The organism is Bradyrhizobium ingae (assembly GCF_055791185.1).
In genome coordinates this window covers 239596-260185 of record NZ_JBVUBB010000006.1, presented here as the reverse complement: position 1 = coordinate 260185, position 20590 = coordinate 239596, and the positions used below count along the sequence as shown (strand labels likewise).

The window sequence follows — 20590 nt, the reverse complement described above, 5'->3', positions numbered from 1 at the left end:
CAATGACGATCGCATCGCCCGCGCCACCGGCCTCGAATCCGGCCGGCTGGCTCAACAACCAGCCCTATTTGCTCCTGAGCCTGAGCTCGCTGTTCTGGGCCGGCAACATCGTGCTCGCGCGACATGTCGGCGCGCATGTGCCGCCGCTCACGCTGACCACGATCCGCTGGTTCGGCGTGTTCCTCATCCTGCTGCCGTTTGCGGGACCGCATCTGAGGCACGACTGGAAGGCGTTGCGCGCGCATCTGCCGCTGATGCTGTTCCTGTCGCTGGTCGGCTTCGCCTTCAACAACGCAATCTCGTTCTGGGCGCTGCAATATACCGAGGCGCTGAACGCGCTGCTGATCCAGTCGGCCGGACCCTTGTTCGTGGCACTATGGTCGCTGGTGCTGTTCGGCGTCCGCCTGACGGCCGCACAATTCGCCGGCATCGCAATCTCGCTGCTCGGCGTCCTCATCATCATCCTGCGCGGCGATCTCGCGGCGCTTGCCGGCATCAGCTTCAACCGGGGTGACGTCATGTTCGCCTCCTCGCTGGTGGCCTTCGGGCTCTATTCCGCCTTCATCCCGCGCCGGCCAAGAATCCATCAGCTCTCCTTCCTGTCGTTCACCACCTGCTGCGGGGCGATGATGCTGCTGCCGGCCGCAGTGTGGGAATTTTCAGCGGGCAACGTCTTGAAGCCGGATGCGACGACGCTGGCGACACTCGCCTACATCCTGATTTTCCCCTCGACTCTTGCCTATCTTTTCTTCAATCGCGGCGTGGCGCTGATCGGGCCGAATCGCGCCGCGCCGTTCTTTCATCTGGTGCCGGTGTTCGGCTCGGCGATGGCGATCCTCCTGCTTGGAGAACGGCTGCAGCTCTTTCATCTCGTCGGCTATGCGCTGGTGCTCGCCGGCGTCGTGATCGCGTCGCGGCAGGGCTCGGCGGTAAAGTGATTCAACGCTGCGGGCGCGCGGCCAGTTGTGACGCTCTCGTAGGGCGGGCGCCTTTTGCCCACCCAACGGATTCATCGCGGAAGTTACGCCGCCCGCACCTTGGCGAGGAAGCCGTCGACGGCGCTGCGCAGTGCGCCCGACTGGTTGTCGAGCTCGCGGGCATTCGACAGCACGTCGGAAGCTGCCGTACCCGTCGCCTCGGCCGCCGAGGTCACGCTGCCGATATGAGCATTGATCTCGCTGGAGCCGGCTGCGACCGACTGGATGTTGCGGGCGATCTCGCGCGTCGCCTCACCCTGCTGCTCGATCGACGCGGAGATGCCGGCCGTGATGTCGCTCATCTCGGCGATCGTCTGGGCAATGCCGGCGATCGCGGCAACCGCGTCGCTGGTCGAGGTCTGCATTGCCGCGACCTGGGCGGAGATTTCCTCAGTCGCCTTCGCGGTCTGGTTGGCGAGCGCCTTGACCTCGGAGGCGACGACAGCGAAGCCGCGGCCGGATTCACCGGCGCGCGCCGCTTCGATGGTGGCGTTGAGCGCCAGCAAATTGGTTTGCGCCGCGATCGAGTGGATCAGCTTGACCACCTCGCCGATCTTCTCGGCGCCGGACGACAGCACCTGCACCGTGGCGTTGGTACGCTCGGCATCGCTGACCGCCTTGCTTGCAACTTCCGTTGAGCGCGTCACCTGACGAGAGATCTCGTTGACCGAGCTCGACAGCTCCTCAGCGGCGGCCGCGACCGTGCCGACATTGCCGGACGCCTTTTGCGAGGCCGCGCCGACGGTGGCCGCACGCGCGCTGGCATCGCTCGCCGTCGCGGTCATCGACTGCGCCGTGGTCTGCATGCCGGCAGCAGCCGAGGAGACCGACCGCACGATGCCGTTGACGCTGCGCTCGAAGTCACTGGCGATGCCTTCCATCGCGCTGCGACGCTCCGCAGCGGCGCGCTCCTTGGCAACCGCCTCGGTCGTCTCGAGGTCACGGATACGAACGGCGTTGTCCTTGAAGATCTGCACGGTCGAGGCCATCGCACCGACCTCGTCGCCGCGGCCGACGCAGGGAATGTCGCCTTCGAGCTTGCCGTCGGCGAGCTCCTTCATGCGGGTGCTGAGCATGTTCAACGGCAGGCTGATGCTGCGGCCGAGCAGCCAGGCCACGCCGCCGGCGACGATGACGATGCCGAGCATGGACAGGCCGAGCAGCCAGTAGACCGGCCCCATCTTCTCATCGATATCCTCGAGATAGGCGCCCGTGCCGAGATACATGTCGAAGCCAGGGACCGCGACGGCATAGCCGAGCTTGCGGATCGGCTTCTCCTGACCGGGCTTCACATATTCATAGAACAGCAGGATGTCGCCATTGGTCTTCACGCCATCCATCAGCTCCTTCGACAGCTTGCGGCCGTTGGTCTCCACCTCCATGCGGTTCATGCCGATCTGCTTCGGATCGGGCGCGAGCTGCGTGATGCCGTCATAGGTCGTGCCGAAGAGATAGCCGGAGCCCTTGTCGTAGGTCATGGCGTTGCCGTAGCGGCGCAGCTCGGCCAGCGCGGCCTCCTTCGTCATCTCGCCGGCATTCACGCGCTTCATCAGGGTGGCTGCATAGTTGCGGGCCAAATCGACGATCGCCTTGGTCTGATCGATGCGCGCATCCACCATGCTGCGCTTCATCAGATATCCGGCAAGAACCCCGGAGATGCACAGCCCGAGCAGGGTGACGGCAACGAGAATGCCGAGCTTCGGGGCGATTTTCAGATTGCTCAACTTCACGGGGCGGCTCCGGCTACGAGGGATTACGGACACGCGAGTGCGTCGATCGAATTTGAATCAATTTTTAGTGTGGGACCCATTAGCAACTTGTTACGATGTCTCCGTAGAAGCCCGTAGAGGAACGCGAAAACCCGCAAGCGCCGCAGTCTGCGACAACCGTCGATTGTACGCATCAAGCTCGATTTCGCGTAAAAGACGCAAAGACCCGGCGCCCCAGGCCGGGTCAGACAACAAGAACCGACAAACCAAATCGGAGCAGGAAATGCCGAAATTCAGGGTGGTGACGCCGAAGGGCGCGAGCTTCACGGTGGCTGGAAGCGATTATTCATTCGAGCGCGAGGCGCTCGACCCGATCGACGCGGAGATCGTCGAGGCGCCGGCCAACGAGGCCGAGTTCATCGCCGCGGCCAGAACGGCTGACGCGATCTACGCCAAGGGCATCCCGATCACCAAGGCCATCATCGACGCGCTGGAAAACTGCAAGGCGATCACTCTCGGCTCCGTCGGCGTCGACAGCGTCGACGTGAAGGCGGCAACCGCCCGCGGCATTCCCGTGACCAACATCCCCGACACCTTCATCGAGGAGGTTGCCGACCACGCCATGATGCTGCTGCTTGCGGGCTTCCGCCGCCTGGTCGAGCAGGACCGGATGGTTCGCGAGGGGCGCTGGGCCGAGGGCCGGCCGGCACTTCTGAAGATTCCGCGGCTGATGGGACAGACGCTCGGCTTCATCTCCTTCGGCCGCGTGGCGCGCGCCGTCGCCAAGCGCGCCGCCCCCTTTGGCTTGCGGATGATGGCCTTTGATCCCTTCATTCAGGAAACGCTGATGTACGATCACGGCGTGATGCCGGCGACGCTGAACGAGGTGCTGTCGCAATCGGACTTCGTCTCGATGCACGCGCCGGCCCGGCCGGAGGTCCATCACATGCTGACCGAGAAGCATTTCCGCCAGATGAAGAAGGGTTCGATCTTCATCAACACCGGCCGCGGCGCCACCGTGGATGAGGAAAGCCTGATCAAGGCCTTGCAGGAAGGCTGGATCGCACATGCCGCGCTCGACGTGCTGGAGAAGGAACCGCCGTCGCACAACAATCCGCTGCTCGGCATGGAGAACGTCACCCTGACCGCGCACGTCGCCTCCGCTTCGGCACGGTTCGACGAAGCGCGCAAGCGGCGCGTGGGCTACGAATTGTCACTGGTGCTTCAGGGGATGTGGCCGGTAAGCTGCGTCAATCCGTCGGTGCTGCAAAACACTGCGCTGCGACGCTGGCAGCCCGTCAGCATGGATCGCGGTCCGAACAGCTAGGCCGGACAGGCGCCCTCGGATGAAATGGAGACGGTTCGCGTGAAAGAATAGACCAGATCGAAGACCCTTCACCGGCGATCAACGCCGGGAAGGGATAAAAGGGAGGAACTGATGAGGAACGACATCACCCGTCGTGATGCCTTGGCGCTGGGCCTTTCCGCGGCGGCGCTCGCCGCAACCAGCGCACCGGCGAATGCCCAATCTGCGATCAAGGCCGCCGACGTGCCGGCGCCCAAGCTGCCGATCGAAAAAGGCGCATCGCTAAGCATGCTGCGGCCCGTCCGCTTCGTCCAGGCCGACGAAGACGTGTTCCGCGCCAACGCCGCCAAATTCACCAAGGAGACCGGCGTCGAGGTCAAGGTCGATTTCGTCGGCTGGGAGGACATCAGCCAGCAGACCGCGGTCACCGCCAATTCCGGCGCCGGCCCCGACATCATCATCGGCTTCTCCGATGCGCCGCACATCTACATCGACAAGCTGATCGAGCTGACCGACGTGGCCGACTATGTCGGCAAGCGTTATGGCGGCTGGCTGCCGCTGGCGCTACGCTACGGCAAGAAAAACAAGAGCGACACCTGGATCGGACTGCCGTTCGGCGCCACCGCTGGTCCCCTGATCTATCGCAAATCGATCCTGCAATCGGTTGGCTTCGACAAGGTGCCGGAAGACCATGCCGGAATGCTCGACCTGTGCCAGAAGCTCCACAAGGCCGGCAAGCCCGCCGGCTTTGCGCTCGGCAACGCCAAGGGCGACGGCAACGGCTTCGCGAGCTGGGCGCTGTGGTCGCACAATGCGTCCCTGCTCGACGAAGATGGCAACGTCACCATCAACAGCAAGGAGACGATCGCCGCGCTGAACTGGGTCAAGCAGCTCTACCCGACCTTCATTGCCGGCACGACGTCGTGGAATGACGTCAGCAACAACCGTGCCTATTCCTCGGAGGAGATCTCGCTGACCGCCAACGGCGTCTCGCTGTATTTCTCGCTCAAGAACGATCCGGCGACCAGGGCGATCGCCGAGGACAGCGAGCATCAGTTGCTGCCGAAAGGCGTGGCCAAAGTCTCTCCGATGGCAGGCCTGACGCTGAACGCCATGGTGTTCAAGCACAGCCAGTACCCCAATGCCGCAAAAGCCTTCCTGCAATACATGCTCGAGAAGGACCAGTACGAGCCGTGGCTCAACGCCAACAGTGGCTACTGGGCACAACCGCTGGCGGCCTATGCCGAGGCTGCCGTGTGGTCGCAGGATCCCAAGGTGAAGATCTTCAAGAACACGATGAACAGCACTTATTACGACGGCTACAAGGGCCCGATCTCGACGGCGACCGGTGCCGTCAGCGCCGACTACGTGCTGGTTCAGATGTTCGCGTCCGTGGCGACCGGCGCTGCCACGCCGGAGGCCGCGGCCGCGGAAGCCGAGCAGCGCTGCAAGCGTTACTTCCGCCGGCAGAAGTAACGCCGAAAGAACGTCCGTCATTGCGAACGAAGCGAAGCAATCCGGAGCGTGTCCGCGGAGACAGTCTCGATTGCTTCGTCACATCGCTCCTCGCAATGACGGTGAGGTTACAGCCCAGAGCAGGACAACGCTCCAATGTCCGTGACCACGGTTTCCTCCCCCCTACTGGCTCACCGGCAGCCATCCTGGCTAATCCGCCTATTCGACTACAAGCCGCTCCTGATCGTGATGTGCCTCGCGCCCGCGATAGGACTGCTCGCCGTATTCCTGACCTATCCGCTCGGCCTCGGCATCTGGCTCGCCTTCACCGACACCACGATCGGCCGAAGCGGCGTCTTCGTGGGCCTTGAGAATTTCCAGTATCTGCTCACCGATCCCTTGTGGTGGAACGCGGTGTTCTACAGCGTGGTCTACACGGCCCTCGCGACGTTCGGAAAATTCGCGCTGGGCTTCTGGCTGGCGCTGCTTCTCAACAACCACTTCCCGTTCAAGAGCCTGCTGCGCGCGATCGTGCTGTTGCCCTGGATCGTACCGACGGTGCTCTCGGCGCTGGCGTTCTGGTGGATCTACGATCCGCAATTCTCGATCATCTCCTACCTGCTGGTCGACGTGCTGCATTGGCGCACCACCAACATCGACTTCCTCGGCACGCCCTGGCCGGCGCGCTTCTCGCTGATCGCCGCCAACATCTGGCGCGGCATTCCCTTCGTCGCGATCTCGCTGCTCGCGGGCCTCCAGACCATCTCGCCCTCGCTCTATGAGGCCGCGATGCTCGACGGCGCCAGCGGCTGGCAGCGCTTCCGCTACATCACCTTCCCGATGATGATGCCGATCCTCGCCATCGTCATGACCTTCTCGATCATCTTCACCTTCACCGACTTCCAGCTCGTTTACGCCATCACCCGCGGCGGTCCCGTGAACTCGACGCATCTGCTGGCGACGCTGGCCTTCCAGCGCGGCATTGCCGGGGGCGAGCTCGGCGAAGGTGCGGCGATCGCGGTCTCGATGATCCCGTTCCTGATCTTCGCGACGCTGTTTTCCTATTTTGGCCTCGCGCGGCGCAAATGGCAGCAGGGAGAGGCCAATGACTGACGCTGTCGCCCAACCGGCAGCCGTTGCGAACGCAGCGCCCGACACCATGGCCTGGGATTCCCGCGCGCGGCGGGTGATGATGATCTATCTGCCGCTCAGTTGCTTCGTGCTGATCCTGCTGTTTCCGTTCTACTGGATGGCGATCACCGCGTTCAAGCCGAACGCCGAGCTGTTGAACTACAAGGCACATAATCCGTTCTGGATCACCTCACCGACGCTGGTGCATATCAAGCACCTCCTGTTCGAGACGGCCTACCCGCGCTGGCTGAAGACGACGATGTTCGTTGCGATCGGCGCGACCACGCTGTCGCTGTTCGCGAGCACCCTGGCGGCCTATGCGATCGAACGCCTGCGCTTCCGTGGCAGCCCCTATGTCGGCCTCGGCATCTATCTCGCCTATCTGGTGCCGCCGTCGATCCTGTTCATTCCGCTCGCCACCGTGGTGGTTCAGTTCGGCCTGTTCGACAGCCCGCTGGCGCTGATCCTGGTCTATCCGACCTTCCTGGTGCCGTTCTGCACCTGGCTCCTGATCGGCTATTTCAAGTCGATCCCCTATGAGCTCGAGGAATGCGCGCTGGTCGACGGCGCCACGAGGCTACAGATCCTGCGACGGATCACGCTGCCGCTCGCGGTGCCCGGCCTGATCTCGGCCGGCATCTTTTGCTTCACGCTGTCCTGGAACGAGTTCATCTACGCGCTCGCCTTCATCCAGAGCGGCGCCAACAAGACGGTGCCGGTCGCGATCCTGACCGAGCTCGTCACCGGCGACGTCTATCAATGGGGCGCGCTGATGGCGGGATCGCTGCTCGGCTCCCTGCCGGTTGCGATCTTCTACTCGCTGTTCGTGGATTACTACGTGTCCTCGCTGACCGGCGCGGTGAAGGAGTAGCAGCTCTCTCCACCATCACGCCGTCAAGACGAAGTGAAGAGCGGCGGACCTGTCAGCCCGCCGGCACCATGACGATGCCCTTGTCCTTGGGCCAGCGCACGCGCCAGCCGAACTTGATCTCCTTCACTTCGCCGGGCTTGGCGTCGAAGGCCCATTCCATCACGCCGCGCTTGTCGCGCAGGTTGGTCGACGTGGGCGGCGTGGTCGCGGGCAGCATCTCGACCGCGATATCCTCGTTTTCGCTGACCGGAAGCTGGTCCTCGATCGAGATGCGGATTGGGAAATCGTGACCGTTGCGCACGGTGGTCCGGAACGAACGCGTATCGGTCTTTGAGGACGAGATCACGCCCGCCGTGCCTTCGTTCTGCCGGATCACCGAACGCTCGATCTTGATCTTGTCGTCGGCGCCGAAGCCGAGGCGGATCGCCTCGGTCCGCGCGGCAGTTGAGAACTTGCTGCGGCCGACGAACACGCCGTCGCGGAAGATCGCGACCTTGCCGGGCAAAAGGTTGGTGTCGTCGGAAAGCTTGAACGAGGCCTCGAGATAGGCGGTCGGATCCACCACCGGCGCGGCGCGGATGGCAAGGTCCGGCGTCACCGTCATGCTGGAGATGAGCAGGCTCTTGGCGCCTTCGTTGGCCCCTAGGCTGACGCGGCCTGCGATCTGATAGACCGCCTGGAAATCGCCGATCTCGGCGTTGGCTTGCTGCTCGTCGGCACGGTATCGCGGCTCCGGGGACTCCGCGTCCTTCTTCGCCAATACCTCCGGCACCGCCTCCCGCGTCATGGACGGCGCAGGCATCGCCGCGTCGGACCGCCCCCCCAATGCCAGCGGCTTCGGAAGCTGCGGATAGCGGACGACCAGCGAATTCAGCTCCGGCGCACTGCCGCCGCGGCTGACGCGAACGGTGGAGACGCCGAGGCTGACATTCGACCAGTCCTCGCCGGTCGACTGCGTGATTTCCGCGCGGCGCACCAGTTCGAGTTGAGGCTTGTGGTCCCTCGCGCCGGTGTCGAGGCGGGCGTCGTAGAGCGGCGCCCAGCGCGCATTGCGCACATTGTAGGTGACCCGCAGCGTCGCTTTCGTCGCGGCCGCGGATGCGATTTCGACCCGCACCTCCAGCTTGCTCGGCGGCTTGGCCGCGCGATCGGCTTCGAGCTGGGCGATCTGGCGATCGATTTCGCGCTGCTTTCGCATGGCATCGCGGATCGCGGTGTCGGCGGTGGCGATCTCCTCGGCCACCGCGGAAAAAGCCGTGCGCCACTCGGCGACCGGCCGGGCTTCGCCCTTCTCGCCGATGCCGGCAGGGGAGGCTTCGGCAAAGCGTTCGGCAAACTTGCGCCGAGCGCCCGCTGCTTCGATGTCGCCTTGCAAATCGGCGCGCTGGTCTTTCAGCGCCTCGATGCGCTTGTCGAGCTCCGGCAGATTGACCGGAGCTGCCACGCGCGGCGGGCGCGCGTCGATGGTGCCGATAGTGAGCTTTGCACCCCCCACGCCCTCGACCCGCAAGGAGGAGGTATCGAGGCCGAGCGGAAAATCCTTCGCGACCAGCGTCGAGTCGCCCGACGGCAAGTCCAACGTGATGACTCGCGTGACGCTGGCACCATCCGGATAGACCGTGACGGCGTCGATGGCCGACGTCGCATCCAGATCGGCCGCCCATGACGGCGGCGCGATCGCCACCGTGATCAGCACCAGGCTCGTCGTCGCCAGACTCCTCGCGATCGTTCGCATCAATTTCCCTCCTGCCAATGTCGCCGCATCGCCAGCCGGATGCGGCAAAAACGCCTCGCCATCGTGGTGAGACGCAGCAGGTAAGGAACCGGTTCGATTGAGGTTTCCGTGCGGCGGCAGCACGGCCGCCCCGTGGCCGCGGAACGCGTCATCTGGCCGCGTCAGCACGCAGCTCCGGTTCAGCCAAGGTTCACGCTTGCTTCACCCTTGGCCGTAGATCCGGCGAAGCATATCCGTGACGTTCCTCGCTCCAGCTTTTTTCAGGATGCTGGCGCGATAGCCTTCAACCGTTCGCGAGCTCAGCTGCATCAGCCGCGCGATCTCTTTATTGGTGCAGCCGGCCGCCAGATGTACCAGCACCTCGCTTTCGCGCTCCGTGAACGGCTCGCAACCAGCAAGCCAGCGCTGCCGGCTCGAGTCCGGCTGAGCGAATTCGTCGATGGCGGCATCGATCCGGCCGACGATCTCGTGGCTCTGGAACGGCTTCTCGATGAAATCGAACGCACCGCTCTTGATGGCATCGACCGCCATGGCGATGCTGCCATTGGCCGACGTCACCAGGACCGGCGCCATGCAATTTTCCTCGCGCAGCCGCTTCAGCACGTCGAGGCCGGATTGATCCGGCGCCTGCATCTCGAGCAGGACGCAGGCAGGCATGCGCACCTTCGCCTCCGACAAGAGAGAGTCGCCGTCGACAAAGCAGATGACCTCATAGGCCTTCTGCTCGAGCGCCATAGAAAGTTGTTCGCGGGAGGACGCGTCAGTATCGATGACGAATACCTCACCCTTGGAAAGCATGTTTCCCGGCATCATCCTGCTCAGCAATGTCTTGGTCAAATGGGCCGAGACGGCGTCGGGGCTCCATCGCCCGGCCGCGCCGTCGTGAACCGGCATCCGCGCCGGTGCTTCGGTTTTCGATATGTATGTCCAGCCCGGTTCCGGGATTTGACGGATCGGGACAGAAATTTTACATTTCGGGACAACTGCGGGAATGGCTGGCAGGACGGTTCGCATGACCGATCTCATTCGCAGCGCAGGCCTTACCTACTATCCGGAGGTCGCCCGGTCGGTCGGGCTCGACCCCAAGCAGATGATGCGCAAGGTCAGGCTTCCGCTGGCCTGTCTCGAAAGGCCCGACGTTCGCATCGCCGTTGCCGGTCTTCGCCGCCTGCTCGAAACATCGGCAGAAGCGTCCGGTGCCGAAGATTTCGGCTTGCGCCTCGCCGAGCTCGGCGGCCTGACCAATCTCGGCCCGGTCGGACTGATCGTTCGTGAGCAGGCCACCATTGGCGATGCGATCGAGGCGCTGTCGCGTTTCATCCATATCCATCACGAGGGCATGCGGCTCGACGTCACACGCGACAAGAAGGTCGTGACCATCACGATGCATCTGCGCGGGCGGCGTCCGCGTGCGCCGCGACAGTCCATCGACATGGCGCTCGGCAGCGTCCACCGCATCATTCAGTCGCTGTTCGGCAGCGACTGGCGGCCGCTGGAGGTTCACCTTCACTATCCCCCGCCACGCGACCGCAAGCGCTATCGCGAGTTCTTCGGCTGCCCGGTGACCTTCAATGCCGCGACCGACGCGCTTCTGCTGTCAGCCCACGACATGGACCGTCGGATTCCAAGCGCACATCCCCTTGTCGCAAGCTATTTGCGCAAGCGCATCGAGGCGCTCGATACACGGCCTGCAAGCTGGGACGAGAAGGTCGACGAAGTCGTGCGCTCGCTGCTGTCGAGCGGCGAATGCACGGTCGAGCGCGTGGCCGAGCATCTGGCGTGCACTCGCCGTACCATCCATCGGCGCCTTGCCGAATGTGGCACCACTTTTTCCGAGATCCTCGACGCGCAGCGCGCCGATCTCATCACCCAACTGATCGAAGAACCCGGCCGGCCCCTTTCGGCGATCGCCGAGCAGCTCGGCTTCTCCGCGCAAAGCGCCATGGCGCGCTGGTTCCGTCATCGCTTCGGCTGCACCATCACCGACTGGCGCAAGGGCGTGCGGCCGGCGACGCATGAAAAAGGCACGGCGCCCGGCAGCGCCACGCCTTCGTCGTCGCGTGCCGCGGTGTCTGCTTAGCTAAAGCACGATGAGATTAGGGTGAATCGTCATCGCGCTTTAGGTTATTGTTTGAGCATGGTCTTTTCGGAAAACCGCTCCACGCTTTTCCGGATCATGCTCTAGTAGATCTCGAACAGGCCGGCGCCGCCCTGGCCGCCGCCGATGCACATCGTCACCACGCCCCACTTCGCCTTGCGGCGATGGCCTTCCTGCAAGAGGTGACCCGTGAGACGCGCGCCGGTCATGCCGAAGGGATGGCCGATCGCGATCGAGCCGCCGTTGACGTTGTACTTGGCGGGGTCGATGCCGAGCTTGTCGCGGCAGTACAGGCACTGGCTGGCAAAGGCTTCGTTGAGTTCCCAGAGATCGATGTCGTCGATCTTCAGGCCGGTGCGCTTCAAGAGCTTCGGAATGGCGAAGACCGGGCCGATGCCCATCTCGTCCGGCTCGCAGCCGGCGGTCGCCCAGGCCACGAAACGGCCGAGCGGCTGAAGCCCGCGCTTTTCCGCATCCTTGGCTTCCATCAGCACGACGGCGGCTGCGCCATCCGAAAGCTGGCTGGCGTTGCCGGCGGTGACGAACTTGCCGGGGCCCTTGACCGGTTCGAGCTTGGCAAGGCCTTCCATCGTGGTCTCCGGCCGGTTGCACTCGTCGCGATCGACGACGTAATCGACGATCGACTCGGCCTTGGTCTGCTTGTCGACCACCTTCATCCTCGTCTTCATCGGGACGATCTCGTCCTTGAACTTGTTCGCCTGCTGGGCGGCTGCCATGCGGCGCTGCGATTCCAGCGAGAACTCGTCCTGATATTCGCGGCTGAGCCTGTAGCGCTCGGCGACGATGTCGGCGGTGTCGATCATCGCCATGAAGATGTCAGGCGCGACCTTCAGGAGTTCCGGATCAATCGATTCCTTCGGCGAGCCGCCGCCCGGAATCGAGATGCTCTCGACGCCGCCGGCGACGATGCAATCGGCACCATCGGAGCGGATCGAGTTGGCGGCCATCGCGATGGTCTGGAGCCCCGAGGAGCAGAAACGGTTCACCGAGACGCCGGCGGTCGTCGTCGGCAAACCGGCGAGAAGCGCAGACTGACGGCCGATGTTCGGCGCACCGTGCGCGCAATTGCCGAGATAGCAATCCTCGACATAGTCCTTCTCGACGCCGGCGCGATCGACCGCGTGGTGGATGGCGTGGGCCGCGAGAGACATCGGCGGAGTGATGTTGAACCCGCCGCGAGCGGACTTCGCCAGCCCCGTACGCGCATAGGAAACGATGACGGCTTCGCGCATTGTTTTCTCCCTGTTCCGACGACCTGAAATGCTCGTTGTTGCGACATTGGTACACAAACTTGGCCATCGCAGGGAAGATAAAGGACGGCGTGCGGCAAAGAAAAACGCCGCCTCCGGAGACGGAGGCGGCGTTTGTTCCGCGGATCGGAATATCTACGTCGTCAGAACGTCAGCGCCTTGACCTGCTTGACCTGCGGCAGCGCCTGCACCTTGGCGAGCAGATCCGCCGGCACCGCACCGTCGACCTCGACGAGCGCGATGGCATCGCCGCCCTGCTCGACACGCCCGAGATGGAAGGTCGCGATGTTGATCTTGGCATCGCCCAACAGACTTGCGAACTTGCCGATGAAGCCCGGCTTGTCCTCGTTGGTGACGTAGATCATCGACTTGCCGAATTCGGCATCGACGCGGATACCCTTGATATCGACCAGCCGGGGCTTGCCGTCGTGATAGACGGTGCCCGAGACCGAGCGCTCCTGTCGCTCCGTCGCGACCGCCACCGTGATCAGGCTTTCATAGTCGCTCTGCGCGGCGCGCGTCACTTCGTCCACCACCATGCCGCGCTCCTTGGCGACGACAGGGGCGGACACCACGTTGACCTCGCCCAGCATCGGCCGCAGCAGGCCGGACAGCACGGCGGAGGTCAGCGCCTTGATCTTCATCTCGGCGACATGGCCCTCATAGGTGATAGTGACCTTCGAGATGCCGGTCTCGGTGAGCTGGCCGGCGAACGACCCGAGCTTCTCGGCGAGCGCGATGAAGGGCTTCAGCTTCGGCGCTTCTTCGGCGGTGATCGAGGGGAAGTTGATGGCGTTGGAGATCGCACCGGACAACAGATAGTCCGACATCTGCTCTGCGACCTGAAGCGCGACGTTCTCCTGTGCCTCGGTGGTGGAGGCGCCGAGATGCGGCGTGCAGATCACGTTGGGATGGCCGAACAGCACGTTCGAGGTCGCGGGCTCCTCGATAAAGACGTCGAAGGCAGCGCCGGCAATGTGCTTGGCATTCAGCGCATCGACCACCGCCTGCTCGTCGACCAGGCCGCCGCGGGCGCAGTTGATCAGGCGTACGCCTTTCTTCATCTTGGCGATCGCGGCCGCATCGATGATGTTCTTGGTCTTCTCGGTGAGCGGGGTGTGCAGGGTGATGAAGTCGGCGCGCTTGAGCAAGTCATCGAGGTCGACCTTCTCGACGCCGATGTCCTTGGCGCGCTCCGGCGACAGGAAGGGATCGAAGGCGACGACCTTCATGCGCAGGCCGAGCGCGCGGTCGCAGACGATCGAGCCGATATTGCCGCAGCCGATGACGCCCAGCACCTTGCCGGTGATCTCGACGCCCATGAAGCGGTTCTTCTCCCACTTGCCGGACTGGGTGGAGGCATCGGCCTGCGGAATTTCGCGCGCCAGTGCCAGCATCAGGGTGATCGCATGCTCGGCGGTCGTGATGGAATTGCCGAACGGCGTGTTCATCACGATGATGCCCTTGGCAGTGGCCGCCGGGATCTCGACGTTGTCGACGCCGATGCCGGCGCGGCCGATCACCTTCAGGTTGGTCGCCTTCTCGATGATCTTGGCGGTCGCCTTCGTCGCCGAACGAATGGCCAGGCCGTCGTAGTTGCCGATGATCTCGGCCAGCTTGTCCTTGTCCTTGCCGAGATTGGGCTGGAAGTCGACCTCGACGCCGCGGTCCTTGAAGATCTGCACGGCGGCGGGCGAGAGCGCGTCGGAAATGAGAACTTTCGGTTTGGTCATGGGAATGATCCGTGGTGCGAGCTGCATTTACGGAGCGTCGCCCGCGGGCTCGACCCGCGGGTCCATCTTTCTTGATTGATGGATGGCCGGGTCAAAGCCCGGCCATGACGAGAATGAGTTAAAGAAAGCTCACGCCGCCTTCGGCAGCGCGGCCTTGGTCTCGGCAAAGGCCCAGTCGATCCACTGGGTCAGGAGTTCGACGTCCTTGGCTTCCACCGTGGCGCCGCACCAGATGCGCAGACCGACGGGCGCATCGCGATAATACGCGAAGTCGAAGCCCGCATTTTCCTTCTCGACCAAGGCGACGAGCTTCTTGCAGAACTCGGCCTGCGCGTCGGACGAGAGCGAGGTGATCGCGGGATCGGTGAACTTCAGGCAGACCGACGTGTTGGAACGGATCGCCGCGTCCTTCGCCAGGAAGTCGATCCAGGGCGTCCTCGCCTTCCAGTCGGCGAGCACCTTGGTGTTGGCGTCGGCCCGCGCGATCAGCGCCTTGAGGCCGCCGATCGACTTCGCCCAGTTCAGCGCGTCGAGATAGTCCTCCACGCAGAGCATCGACGGCGTGTTGATGGTCTCGCCGACGAAAATGCCTTCGTTGATCTTGCCACCCTTGGTCATGCGGAAAATCTTCGGCAACGGCCAGGCCGGCTTGTAGGTCTCGAGACGTTCCACCGCGCGGGGCGAGAGGATCAGCATGCCGTGTGCGGCCTCGCCGCCCAGCGCCTTCTGCCAGGAGAAGGTGACGACGTCGAGCTTGGGCCAATCGAGAGCTTGCGCGAACGCGGCCGAGGTGGCGTCGCAAATGGTCAGGCCTTCGCGGGTCGCGCTGATCCAGTCGGCGTTCGGCACGCGCACGCCGGAGGTGGTGCCGTTCCAGGTGAAGACGACGTCGCTGTTCTGATCGACCTTCGAAAGATCCGGGATTTCACCGTAAGCCGCGTTGAGCTTGGTGACATCCTTGAGCTTCAGTTCCTTGACGATGTCGCTGACCCAGCCCTCGCCGAAGGATTCCCAGGCGAGCGTGGTGACGGGGCGTGCGCCAAGCAGCGACCACAGCGCCATCTCGACCGCGCCGGTGTCGGAGGCCGGAACGATGCCGATGCGATAATCGGCCGGCACCTCGAGCACTTCGCGCGTCAGATCGATCGCGAGCTTGAGCTTGGTCTTGCCGATCTTCGCACGATGCGAACGGCCGAGAGCTGCGTCCTTGAGATTTTGGGCGGTCCAGCCGGGGCGCTTGGCACAGGGGCCGGAGGAGAAATGCGGCACGTGAGGCCGCGAAGCGGGCTTCGCTGCAGTCATGATCTACCCTTCCAGATAGTAAGCCTCCCGTTGGGGGGAGGTGTCCCGCGGCGGCTAATACGGGAAACGGGCAGAATCGTCAAGGAAGTTTGGGCGTCTCACGGTGGAGTGATGCCGTTTCCGCAGTCTTGTCAGGAGCTTCCGCGGCATTCAGCAAGCCCGTCGCCTCGCTGATCAGCTGCGCAGCTCGGCGCCGGCTGGCGACCTTCAAAATGCGCTTGTCATCGGCCTGCACAACGTAGTCGTTGCCGACCTTGATCAACGAATAGCTTGTCATTGAAATCCCCGAACCGACCGAGCCCGGTGTGCAGACGCAACCTAGCACCGATCGTTCCCAGGCGAACATGAACGAACGTCCGGTAGTTTATCAGCCCTTAACCGGAACGCATGCGCAGGCGGATTTGGCAGGCGATGCAACGGCCGCGCGGAAGGTGCGTCAAAAGCGGACAGTCATGCCGACATGGCTCGCGGTGAAGCCGAGCCGCTTGTAGAAGCGCTGCGCATCGACGCGGCTCTGGTGCGTCAGCAGCTCGACCAGGTTGCAACCCTTCGCGCGAGCTTCCGCGACGGCCCATTGTACGAGCTGCTCGCCGATGCCGCGGCTGCGGCAGTCGGAGGCAACGCGCACGTCCTCCAGAAGACCGCGCGAACCGCCTTGCGAGCTGAGGCCCGGCAGGATGGCGAGTTGCAGGCAGCCGACCACCCTGCCCGCGCCGTCGACCGCGACCACGAGCGTCAGGCCGGGATTTTTGTCGACCGCATCGAACGCTCTGAAATAGGACTCCGGCAACGGCTGCTCCAGGCGCTCGCGCGCACGGCCGAGATGATCGTCGGCAAGCATCGCCACGATCGCGGCCACGTCCTCACGCCGAGCGCGGCGGACCGAGATGATATCGGCAGTCATGACGGGCTCCGAGCTCAGCGCGCCGGCGGAAGACCAAGATAGCGCTCAGTCTCCGCAATCCACCGGCGGATCGCAACATGGCGGCCGAGATCAAATCCGCCCTCATGGGCGAGACGAGTATAGGCCAGCAGCGAGACGTCGGCGAGCGAGGTCGCCTCGCCGACGAAGCAGCGGCTGGTGGCGAGATGCTGCTCCATGCGGTCAAGCGCCGCATACCCGCGCTTGACCTTTTCCGGGTCGAGCTCGGAGACGCCCTTGCCGAGATAGACCATGAGGAAACGGCACACCGCGACATAGGGCTCGTGGCTGTACTGTTCCCAGAACAGCCATTCGTCCATCTTGGCCGCGGCAAAGGTATCGCGCGGAATGAGGTCGCTGTCGCGGGCGAGATAGCGGATGATCGCATTGGACTGCGCCAGCGTGCGGCCGTCGTCGAACGCGATGGTCGGCACCTGACCGGCGCCGTTCATCTTCAGGAACTGCGGCGTGCGCGTTTCGCCCTTGCGCGTGTCGATCTCGATCCACTGATAAGGCAGCTTGAGCCTGTCGCAGACCCACTTCACCTTCAGGCAATTGCCGGAATTCGTATCGCCGTAGATCTTCATCGCCGCTGCTCCCTTCGCAGCGACAAAAGCATCAGGGCGGCGCGGTCCTGTCAACCGGCGCCATGCACTGCGTTCAGAACTTGTAACCGAGACCGGCGCGGACGGTGTTGATGCTGGTGTCGACCTGGCTGGTAAAGCGGATGTATTCCCACTCGGCGCGCATGAAGAGACCGCCCATCAGGTTGACGTCCACGCCAAGACCGCCCGTGTACCCGTAGATCAGGTGGTTGTGCACGGCGTCCGTCGCAGACAGCGGCATGAGCGTGGTGAACGGCCCCGTCTGTGCCGAGGCGATCGCGTCATTGACGGTGACCGAACGCGTGATGTCGGCGTTGCCGAGCGCGAAGCCGCCAAACATGTAGGGCAGGAAGCATCCCCAGGCATAGGCGGCGCGGCCGCGGAATGTTGCCATGTCCTTGATCTTGATCGAGGCCGACGACGTCACGGCGACGTCGTGGAAGTTGCCGTCCGATAACGCGCCGCCGCTGACGAGCTCCTTGAACGCGTTGGACGAGCCGCCGAACGAACCGTGCAGATAGCTGACCTCAAGACCCAGAACGACGTCGTCCCACTGCCCGTTGTATCCGAAGAAGGCCCCGTAGCCGCCGGCGCGACTCGAGTTCTTGCCGAGCCCGAGATTCCAGTTGGCGACGTCCATCTCCTGGATGACGTTGTGGTCGAGGAGGGCGGCGAGCATCGTGGCGTTCGAGCCGCTGAAGTTCTCGTCTGAGCTGCCGTAGCCGCCCTGGCCGCCGATGTAGAAGCCCTGCCAGTTGACGCTGGTTCTGCTCAGACCCTCGGTCAGGCTGCCGCGCAGGATCGGAAGATCCGGCATATCGGCCGCCTGCGCGGCGGACACCACGCCCCACATCGCCGCCGCCCACAAAAGCCTACGCATCGCAACGCTCCATTGAACTTGTCGCGAATGATGATGGCTCGTTAACCTTAACCAATGGTTGCGTTGCGTGATTTCGGCACGATCGCGCCATGAATTTTACGCAAAGCAAAACGGCGCGGGATGATCCCGCGCCGTTAAGACCTCTTAACCGAGTGGAGCTGCGATCAGCCCTTGGTGACCAGCGGCGGCGGCGCATAGACCGGCGGGCTGTCGAGATTCCAGCGCACGCCGAGCTTGAGGTCGTGCGAGGTGATGTCCTTGAACTGGAACGGCGCGTGCGTGGTGTTGGTCACGCCGTCAAACGAGTAGCTCGCACCGGTGATGCCACTGCCCATGTCGACGTAGCTGTAGGCCAGTTCGAGGGTGAGGCTCGGGTTGACCTTGTAGGCGAGACCGGCGTGCGCGGCCCAGGCGAAATTCCACTTCGAGGCGGCGCCGGCATAATTCAGGCTGCGGCTCTGGACCAGCCCGTTCGTGCTGTCACCGGAGTCGATGAAGTCGCCGACGGTAACGCGCGCCGTACCGACACCTGCACCGATGAACGGCGTGATGCACCACCAGGTGCCGAGATCGACGTAGGCGTTGGCCAGGAAGAGCAGTTCCGACTTGGTTGCGGTGTAGCTGTTGGTGCCTGCAAAACCGGCGGCCGGGCCCACACCGGTCACGACATCGAGGCCGTTGAACGTCGTCTTGCCGCGATACTGGCCGGTGATGTCGGCGCGGAACCAGCTGTTGAAGCGATAGCCGGCGCCGAGGTCGAAGATGCCACCGCTGCTGAAGCTGCCAGTCTGCGCAACGTTCACGTTGTTGTAGGCGGCCGCGTTGGTGTCGAGCACCCGATCAACGCGCTGGTTGCTGAAGCCGACGTCGCCGCGCAGATACCAGCCGCCAAAATCGGCGGGCGGAGCCGGGGGTGCGTACATCGGGGGCGGCGCAATCGGCATATCGGCGGCAAACGCCATCGACGAGATCAAAGTTGCCGCACCCGCGGCAAGAAGAGACTTAACGCTACGCATTGGCTTCGTCCTTTTGGCCGGTGAGGCAAAAAACGGACGCCCCACTTTCTGGAAACTCACGGGCGGACGATGGCACGAAATGCTTAAGCGCCACTTAACCCTAATTTTTAAGGTTGATTTTTTCTCACCATGCACGCGCCTGCAGTGGAAGCGTTGCAAAAATGCGGCGCCTGCGCGCCTCAATTGCTAACGATCCATGAAGATGCGACGCAACGAAAGCGAACGCGTCAACGCGCGTGCTGCGGCAATTTTGGCAGGAACACGGCCAGCAGACCGATCGCCGGCAGATAGGCGCAGACCTGATAGACGAACTCGATCGAGGTGTGATCGGCGAGCTTGCCGAGCACCGCGGCGCCCAGCCCTCCGATGCCGAAGGCGACGCCGAAGAACACGCCGGAAATCATGCCGAACCGATGCGGCACCAGTTCTTGCGCGAACACGATGATGGAGGATGTCGTCGAGGAGATGATCAGCCCGATGAACACGGTGAGGACGGCGCTCGCATAAAGCCCGGCATAGGGCAGCGCCAGCGTGAACGGCAGCGCGCCGACGATCGAGATCCAGATCACGATCTTTCGGCCGAAACGATCACCCAGCGGTCCGCCGAGAAACGCGCCGACCGCGTTCGCCGCAAGGAAGATGAAGAGATAGATCTGGGCGGCCTGCGTCGACACGCCGAAGCGGTCGATCAGGTAAAAGATGTAGTAGCTCGACAGGCTCGAGACATAGAGCTGCTTGGAGAACAGCAGCGCCACCAGCACCAGAAGCGCGACCGCGACACGCCGCGAGCTCGGCCCGTCCGGATGCGCATGGATCGGCTTCTCCTTCTTCGTCGTGATCTGCGGCGCGTACCAGCGGCCGATGCGCCAGAGGATGACAATCGCGAGAAATGCGATCGAGGAGAACCAGGCGATGCTGCCCTGGCCGAACGGCACCACGATCAGCGCCGCCAGCACCGGGCCCATCGACGTGCCGAAGCTGCCGCCGAGCTGAAAAACCGATTGCGCAAAGCCGTAGCGGCCGCCCGAGGCGAGCCGCGCGATGCGCGCCGACTCCGGGTGAAAAACTGCCGAGCCAAGGCCTACCAGCGCGGCCGCAACCAGGATGATGAGATATTGATGCGCGGCGCTGAGCAGCAGCAGGCCGAAGAAGGTCGAGGCCATGCCGACCGACAGCGAGTAGGGCTGCGCCTTCTTGTCCGTGTAGAGCCCGACCACCGGCTGGAGCAGCGAGGCCGTGAACTGGAAGGCCAGTGTGATCATGCCGATCTGCGTGAAGTCGAGCGCGTAGGTGTCCTTCAGGATCGGATAGACCGACGCGATCAACGACTGCATGGTGTCGTTGAGGAAATGCGAGAAGCTGATGCCGGCGAGCACGACATAGGCCGGCCCCGCGCTCGTGATCTTCGCGACGGGCGCGACATCGGTCACGACGACCGGTTCGGTCAACGTTTCATCGGAGACGACGACAGGCTTGTTCAATACCGCAACCCCTGCGCGGCAGATTGCCGCGATCTCACAGGTACGATGCTAACGGCGGCCGAACCACCGCCAATCGCCCATGGCTGGGATGCGTGGGT

The 20590-nt window shown here is 63.6% G+C and carries 18 protein-coding genes; 6 read left to right on the top strand and 12 right to left on the bottom strand.

Annotated features, from left to right (window positions below):
- Positions 1-2 precede the first annotated feature (2 nt).
- The gene (locus ACV1FX_RS12295) at positions 3-938 is read left to right on the top strand and encodes a DMT family transporter (protein ID WP_473117819.1); all 936 of its coding nucleotides are present in this window, start codon (positions 3-5) and stop codon (positions 936-938) included.
- A gap of 83 nt (positions 939-1021) precedes the next feature.
- On the opposite strand, the gene ACV1FX_RS12290 is transcribed toward ACV1FX_RS12295, so the two are convergent.
- Complete coding sequence (locus ACV1FX_RS12290) at positions 1022-2707, bottom strand: methyl-accepting chemotaxis protein (RefSeq protein WP_473117818.1); 1686 nt, start codon at positions 2705-2707, stop codon at positions 1022-1024.
- A gap of 262 nt (positions 2708-2969) precedes the next feature.
- Between ACV1FX_RS12290 and ACV1FX_RS12285 the strand changes: the two genes are divergently transcribed.
- From ACV1FX_RS12285 to ACV1FX_RS12270, 4 genes are all read left to right on the top strand, one after another.
- Positions 2970-4013, top strand: a complete 1044-nt coding sequence (locus ACV1FX_RS12285; RefSeq protein ID WP_473117817.1) for a C-terminal binding protein — start codon at positions 2970-2972, stop codon at positions 4011-4013.
- Between the two features lie 111 nt (positions 4014-4124).
- Positions 4125-5468 carry an ABC transporter substrate-binding protein gene (locus ACV1FX_RS12280; protein ID WP_473117816.1) on the top strand — a complete coding sequence of 448 codons (1344 nt, stop codon included), beginning with the start codon at positions 4125-4127 and terminating at the stop codon, positions 5466-5468.
- 135 nt (positions 5469-5603) lie between these two features.
- Positions 5604-6560 carry a carbohydrate ABC transporter permease gene (locus ACV1FX_RS12275; RefSeq protein ID WP_473117815.1) on the top strand — a complete coding sequence of 319 codons (957 nt, stop codon included), beginning with the start codon at positions 5604-5606 and terminating at the stop codon, positions 6558-6560.
- Positions 6553-7449, top strand: coding sequence for a carbohydrate ABC transporter permease (locus ACV1FX_RS12270; protein WP_473117814.1), 897 nt, complete (start codon positions 6553-6555; stop codon positions 7447-7449). Before ACV1FX_RS12275 ends, ACV1FX_RS12270 begins: the two co-directional genes overlap by 8 nt.
- Before the next feature lie 52 nt (positions 7450-7501).
- Here ACV1FX_RS12270 and ACV1FX_RS12265 read toward each other — a convergent pair whose 3' ends face one another.
- Together ACV1FX_RS12265 and ACV1FX_RS12260 are read right to left on the bottom strand one after the other, a co-directional pair.
- On the bottom strand, positions 7502-9184 hold the full coding sequence (locus tag ACV1FX_RS12265; protein ID WP_473117813.1) for a mucoidy inhibitor MuiA family protein: 1683 nt from the start codon (positions 9182-9184) through the stop codon (positions 7502-7504).
- Positions 9185-9385: 201 nt separating this feature from the next.
- The gene (locus ACV1FX_RS12260) at positions 9386-9994 is read right to left on the bottom strand and encodes a response regulator transcription factor (RefSeq protein WP_473117905.1); all 609 of its coding nucleotides are present in this window, start codon (positions 9992-9994) and stop codon (positions 9386-9388) included.
- 202 nt (positions 9995-10196) lie between these two features.
- Here ACV1FX_RS12260 and ACV1FX_RS12255 point away from each other — a divergent pair, with 202 nt between their 5' ends.
- Positions 10197-11264 carry an AraC family transcriptional regulator gene (locus ACV1FX_RS12255; protein WP_473117812.1) on the top strand — a complete coding sequence of 356 codons (1068 nt, stop codon included), beginning with the start codon at positions 10197-10199 and terminating at the stop codon, positions 11262-11264.
- Between the two features lie 101 nt (positions 11265-11365).
- On the opposite strand, the gene ACV1FX_RS12250 is transcribed toward ACV1FX_RS12255, so the two are convergent.
- From ACV1FX_RS12250 to ACV1FX_RS12210, 9 genes are all read right to left on the bottom strand, one after another.
- Positions 11366-12535 (bottom strand): thiolase family protein, encoded by a 1170-nt coding sequence (locus ACV1FX_RS12250; protein WP_473117811.1) that lies wholly within the window; start codon positions 12533-12535, stop codon positions 11366-11368.
- Between the two features lie 161 nt (positions 12536-12696).
- The gene (gene serA / locus ACV1FX_RS12245; protein WP_473117810.1) at positions 12697-14286 is read right to left on the bottom strand and encodes a phosphoglycerate dehydrogenase; all 1590 of its coding nucleotides are present in this window, start codon (positions 14284-14286) and stop codon (positions 12697-12699) included.
- Between the two features lie 129 nt (positions 14287-14415).
- Complete coding sequence (locus ACV1FX_RS12240) at positions 14416-15588, bottom strand: phosphoserine transaminase (RefSeq protein ID WP_473117809.1); 1173 nt, start codon at positions 15586-15588, stop codon at positions 14416-14418.
- A 79-nt stretch (positions 15589-15667) separates the two neighbouring features.
- Positions 15668-15934 carry a hypothetical protein gene (locus ACV1FX_RS12235; protein ID WP_473117808.1) on the bottom strand — a complete coding sequence of 89 codons (267 nt, stop codon included), beginning with the start codon at positions 15932-15934 and terminating at the stop codon, positions 15668-15670.
- Between the two features lie 90 nt (positions 15935-16024).
- On the bottom strand, positions 16025-16492 hold the full coding sequence (locus ACV1FX_RS12230) for a GNAT family N-acetyltransferase (protein ID WP_473117807.1): 468 nt from the start codon (positions 16490-16492) through the stop codon (positions 16025-16027).
- Between the two features lie 14 nt (positions 16493-16506).
- Positions 16507-17097: a glutathione S-transferase family protein gene (locus ACV1FX_RS12225; protein ID WP_473117806.1), complete on the bottom strand. Its 591-nt coding sequence runs from the start codon at positions 17095-17097 to the stop codon at positions 16507-16509.
- A gap of 73 nt (positions 17098-17170) precedes the next feature.
- Positions 17171-17995, bottom strand: coding sequence for an outer membrane protein (locus ACV1FX_RS12220; protein WP_473117805.1), 825 nt, complete (start codon positions 17993-17995; stop codon positions 17171-17173).
- Positions 17996-18159: 164 nt separating this feature from the next.
- Positions 18160-19011, bottom strand: a complete 852-nt coding sequence (locus ACV1FX_RS12215; protein ID WP_473117804.1) for an outer membrane protein — start codon at positions 19009-19011, stop codon at positions 18160-18162.
- Between the two features lie 227 nt (positions 19012-19238).
- Positions 19239-20492, bottom strand: a complete 1254-nt coding sequence (locus tag ACV1FX_RS12210) for an MFS transporter (protein WP_473117803.1) — start codon at positions 20490-20492, stop codon at positions 19239-19241.
- Positions 20493-20590: the final 98 nt, after the last annotated feature.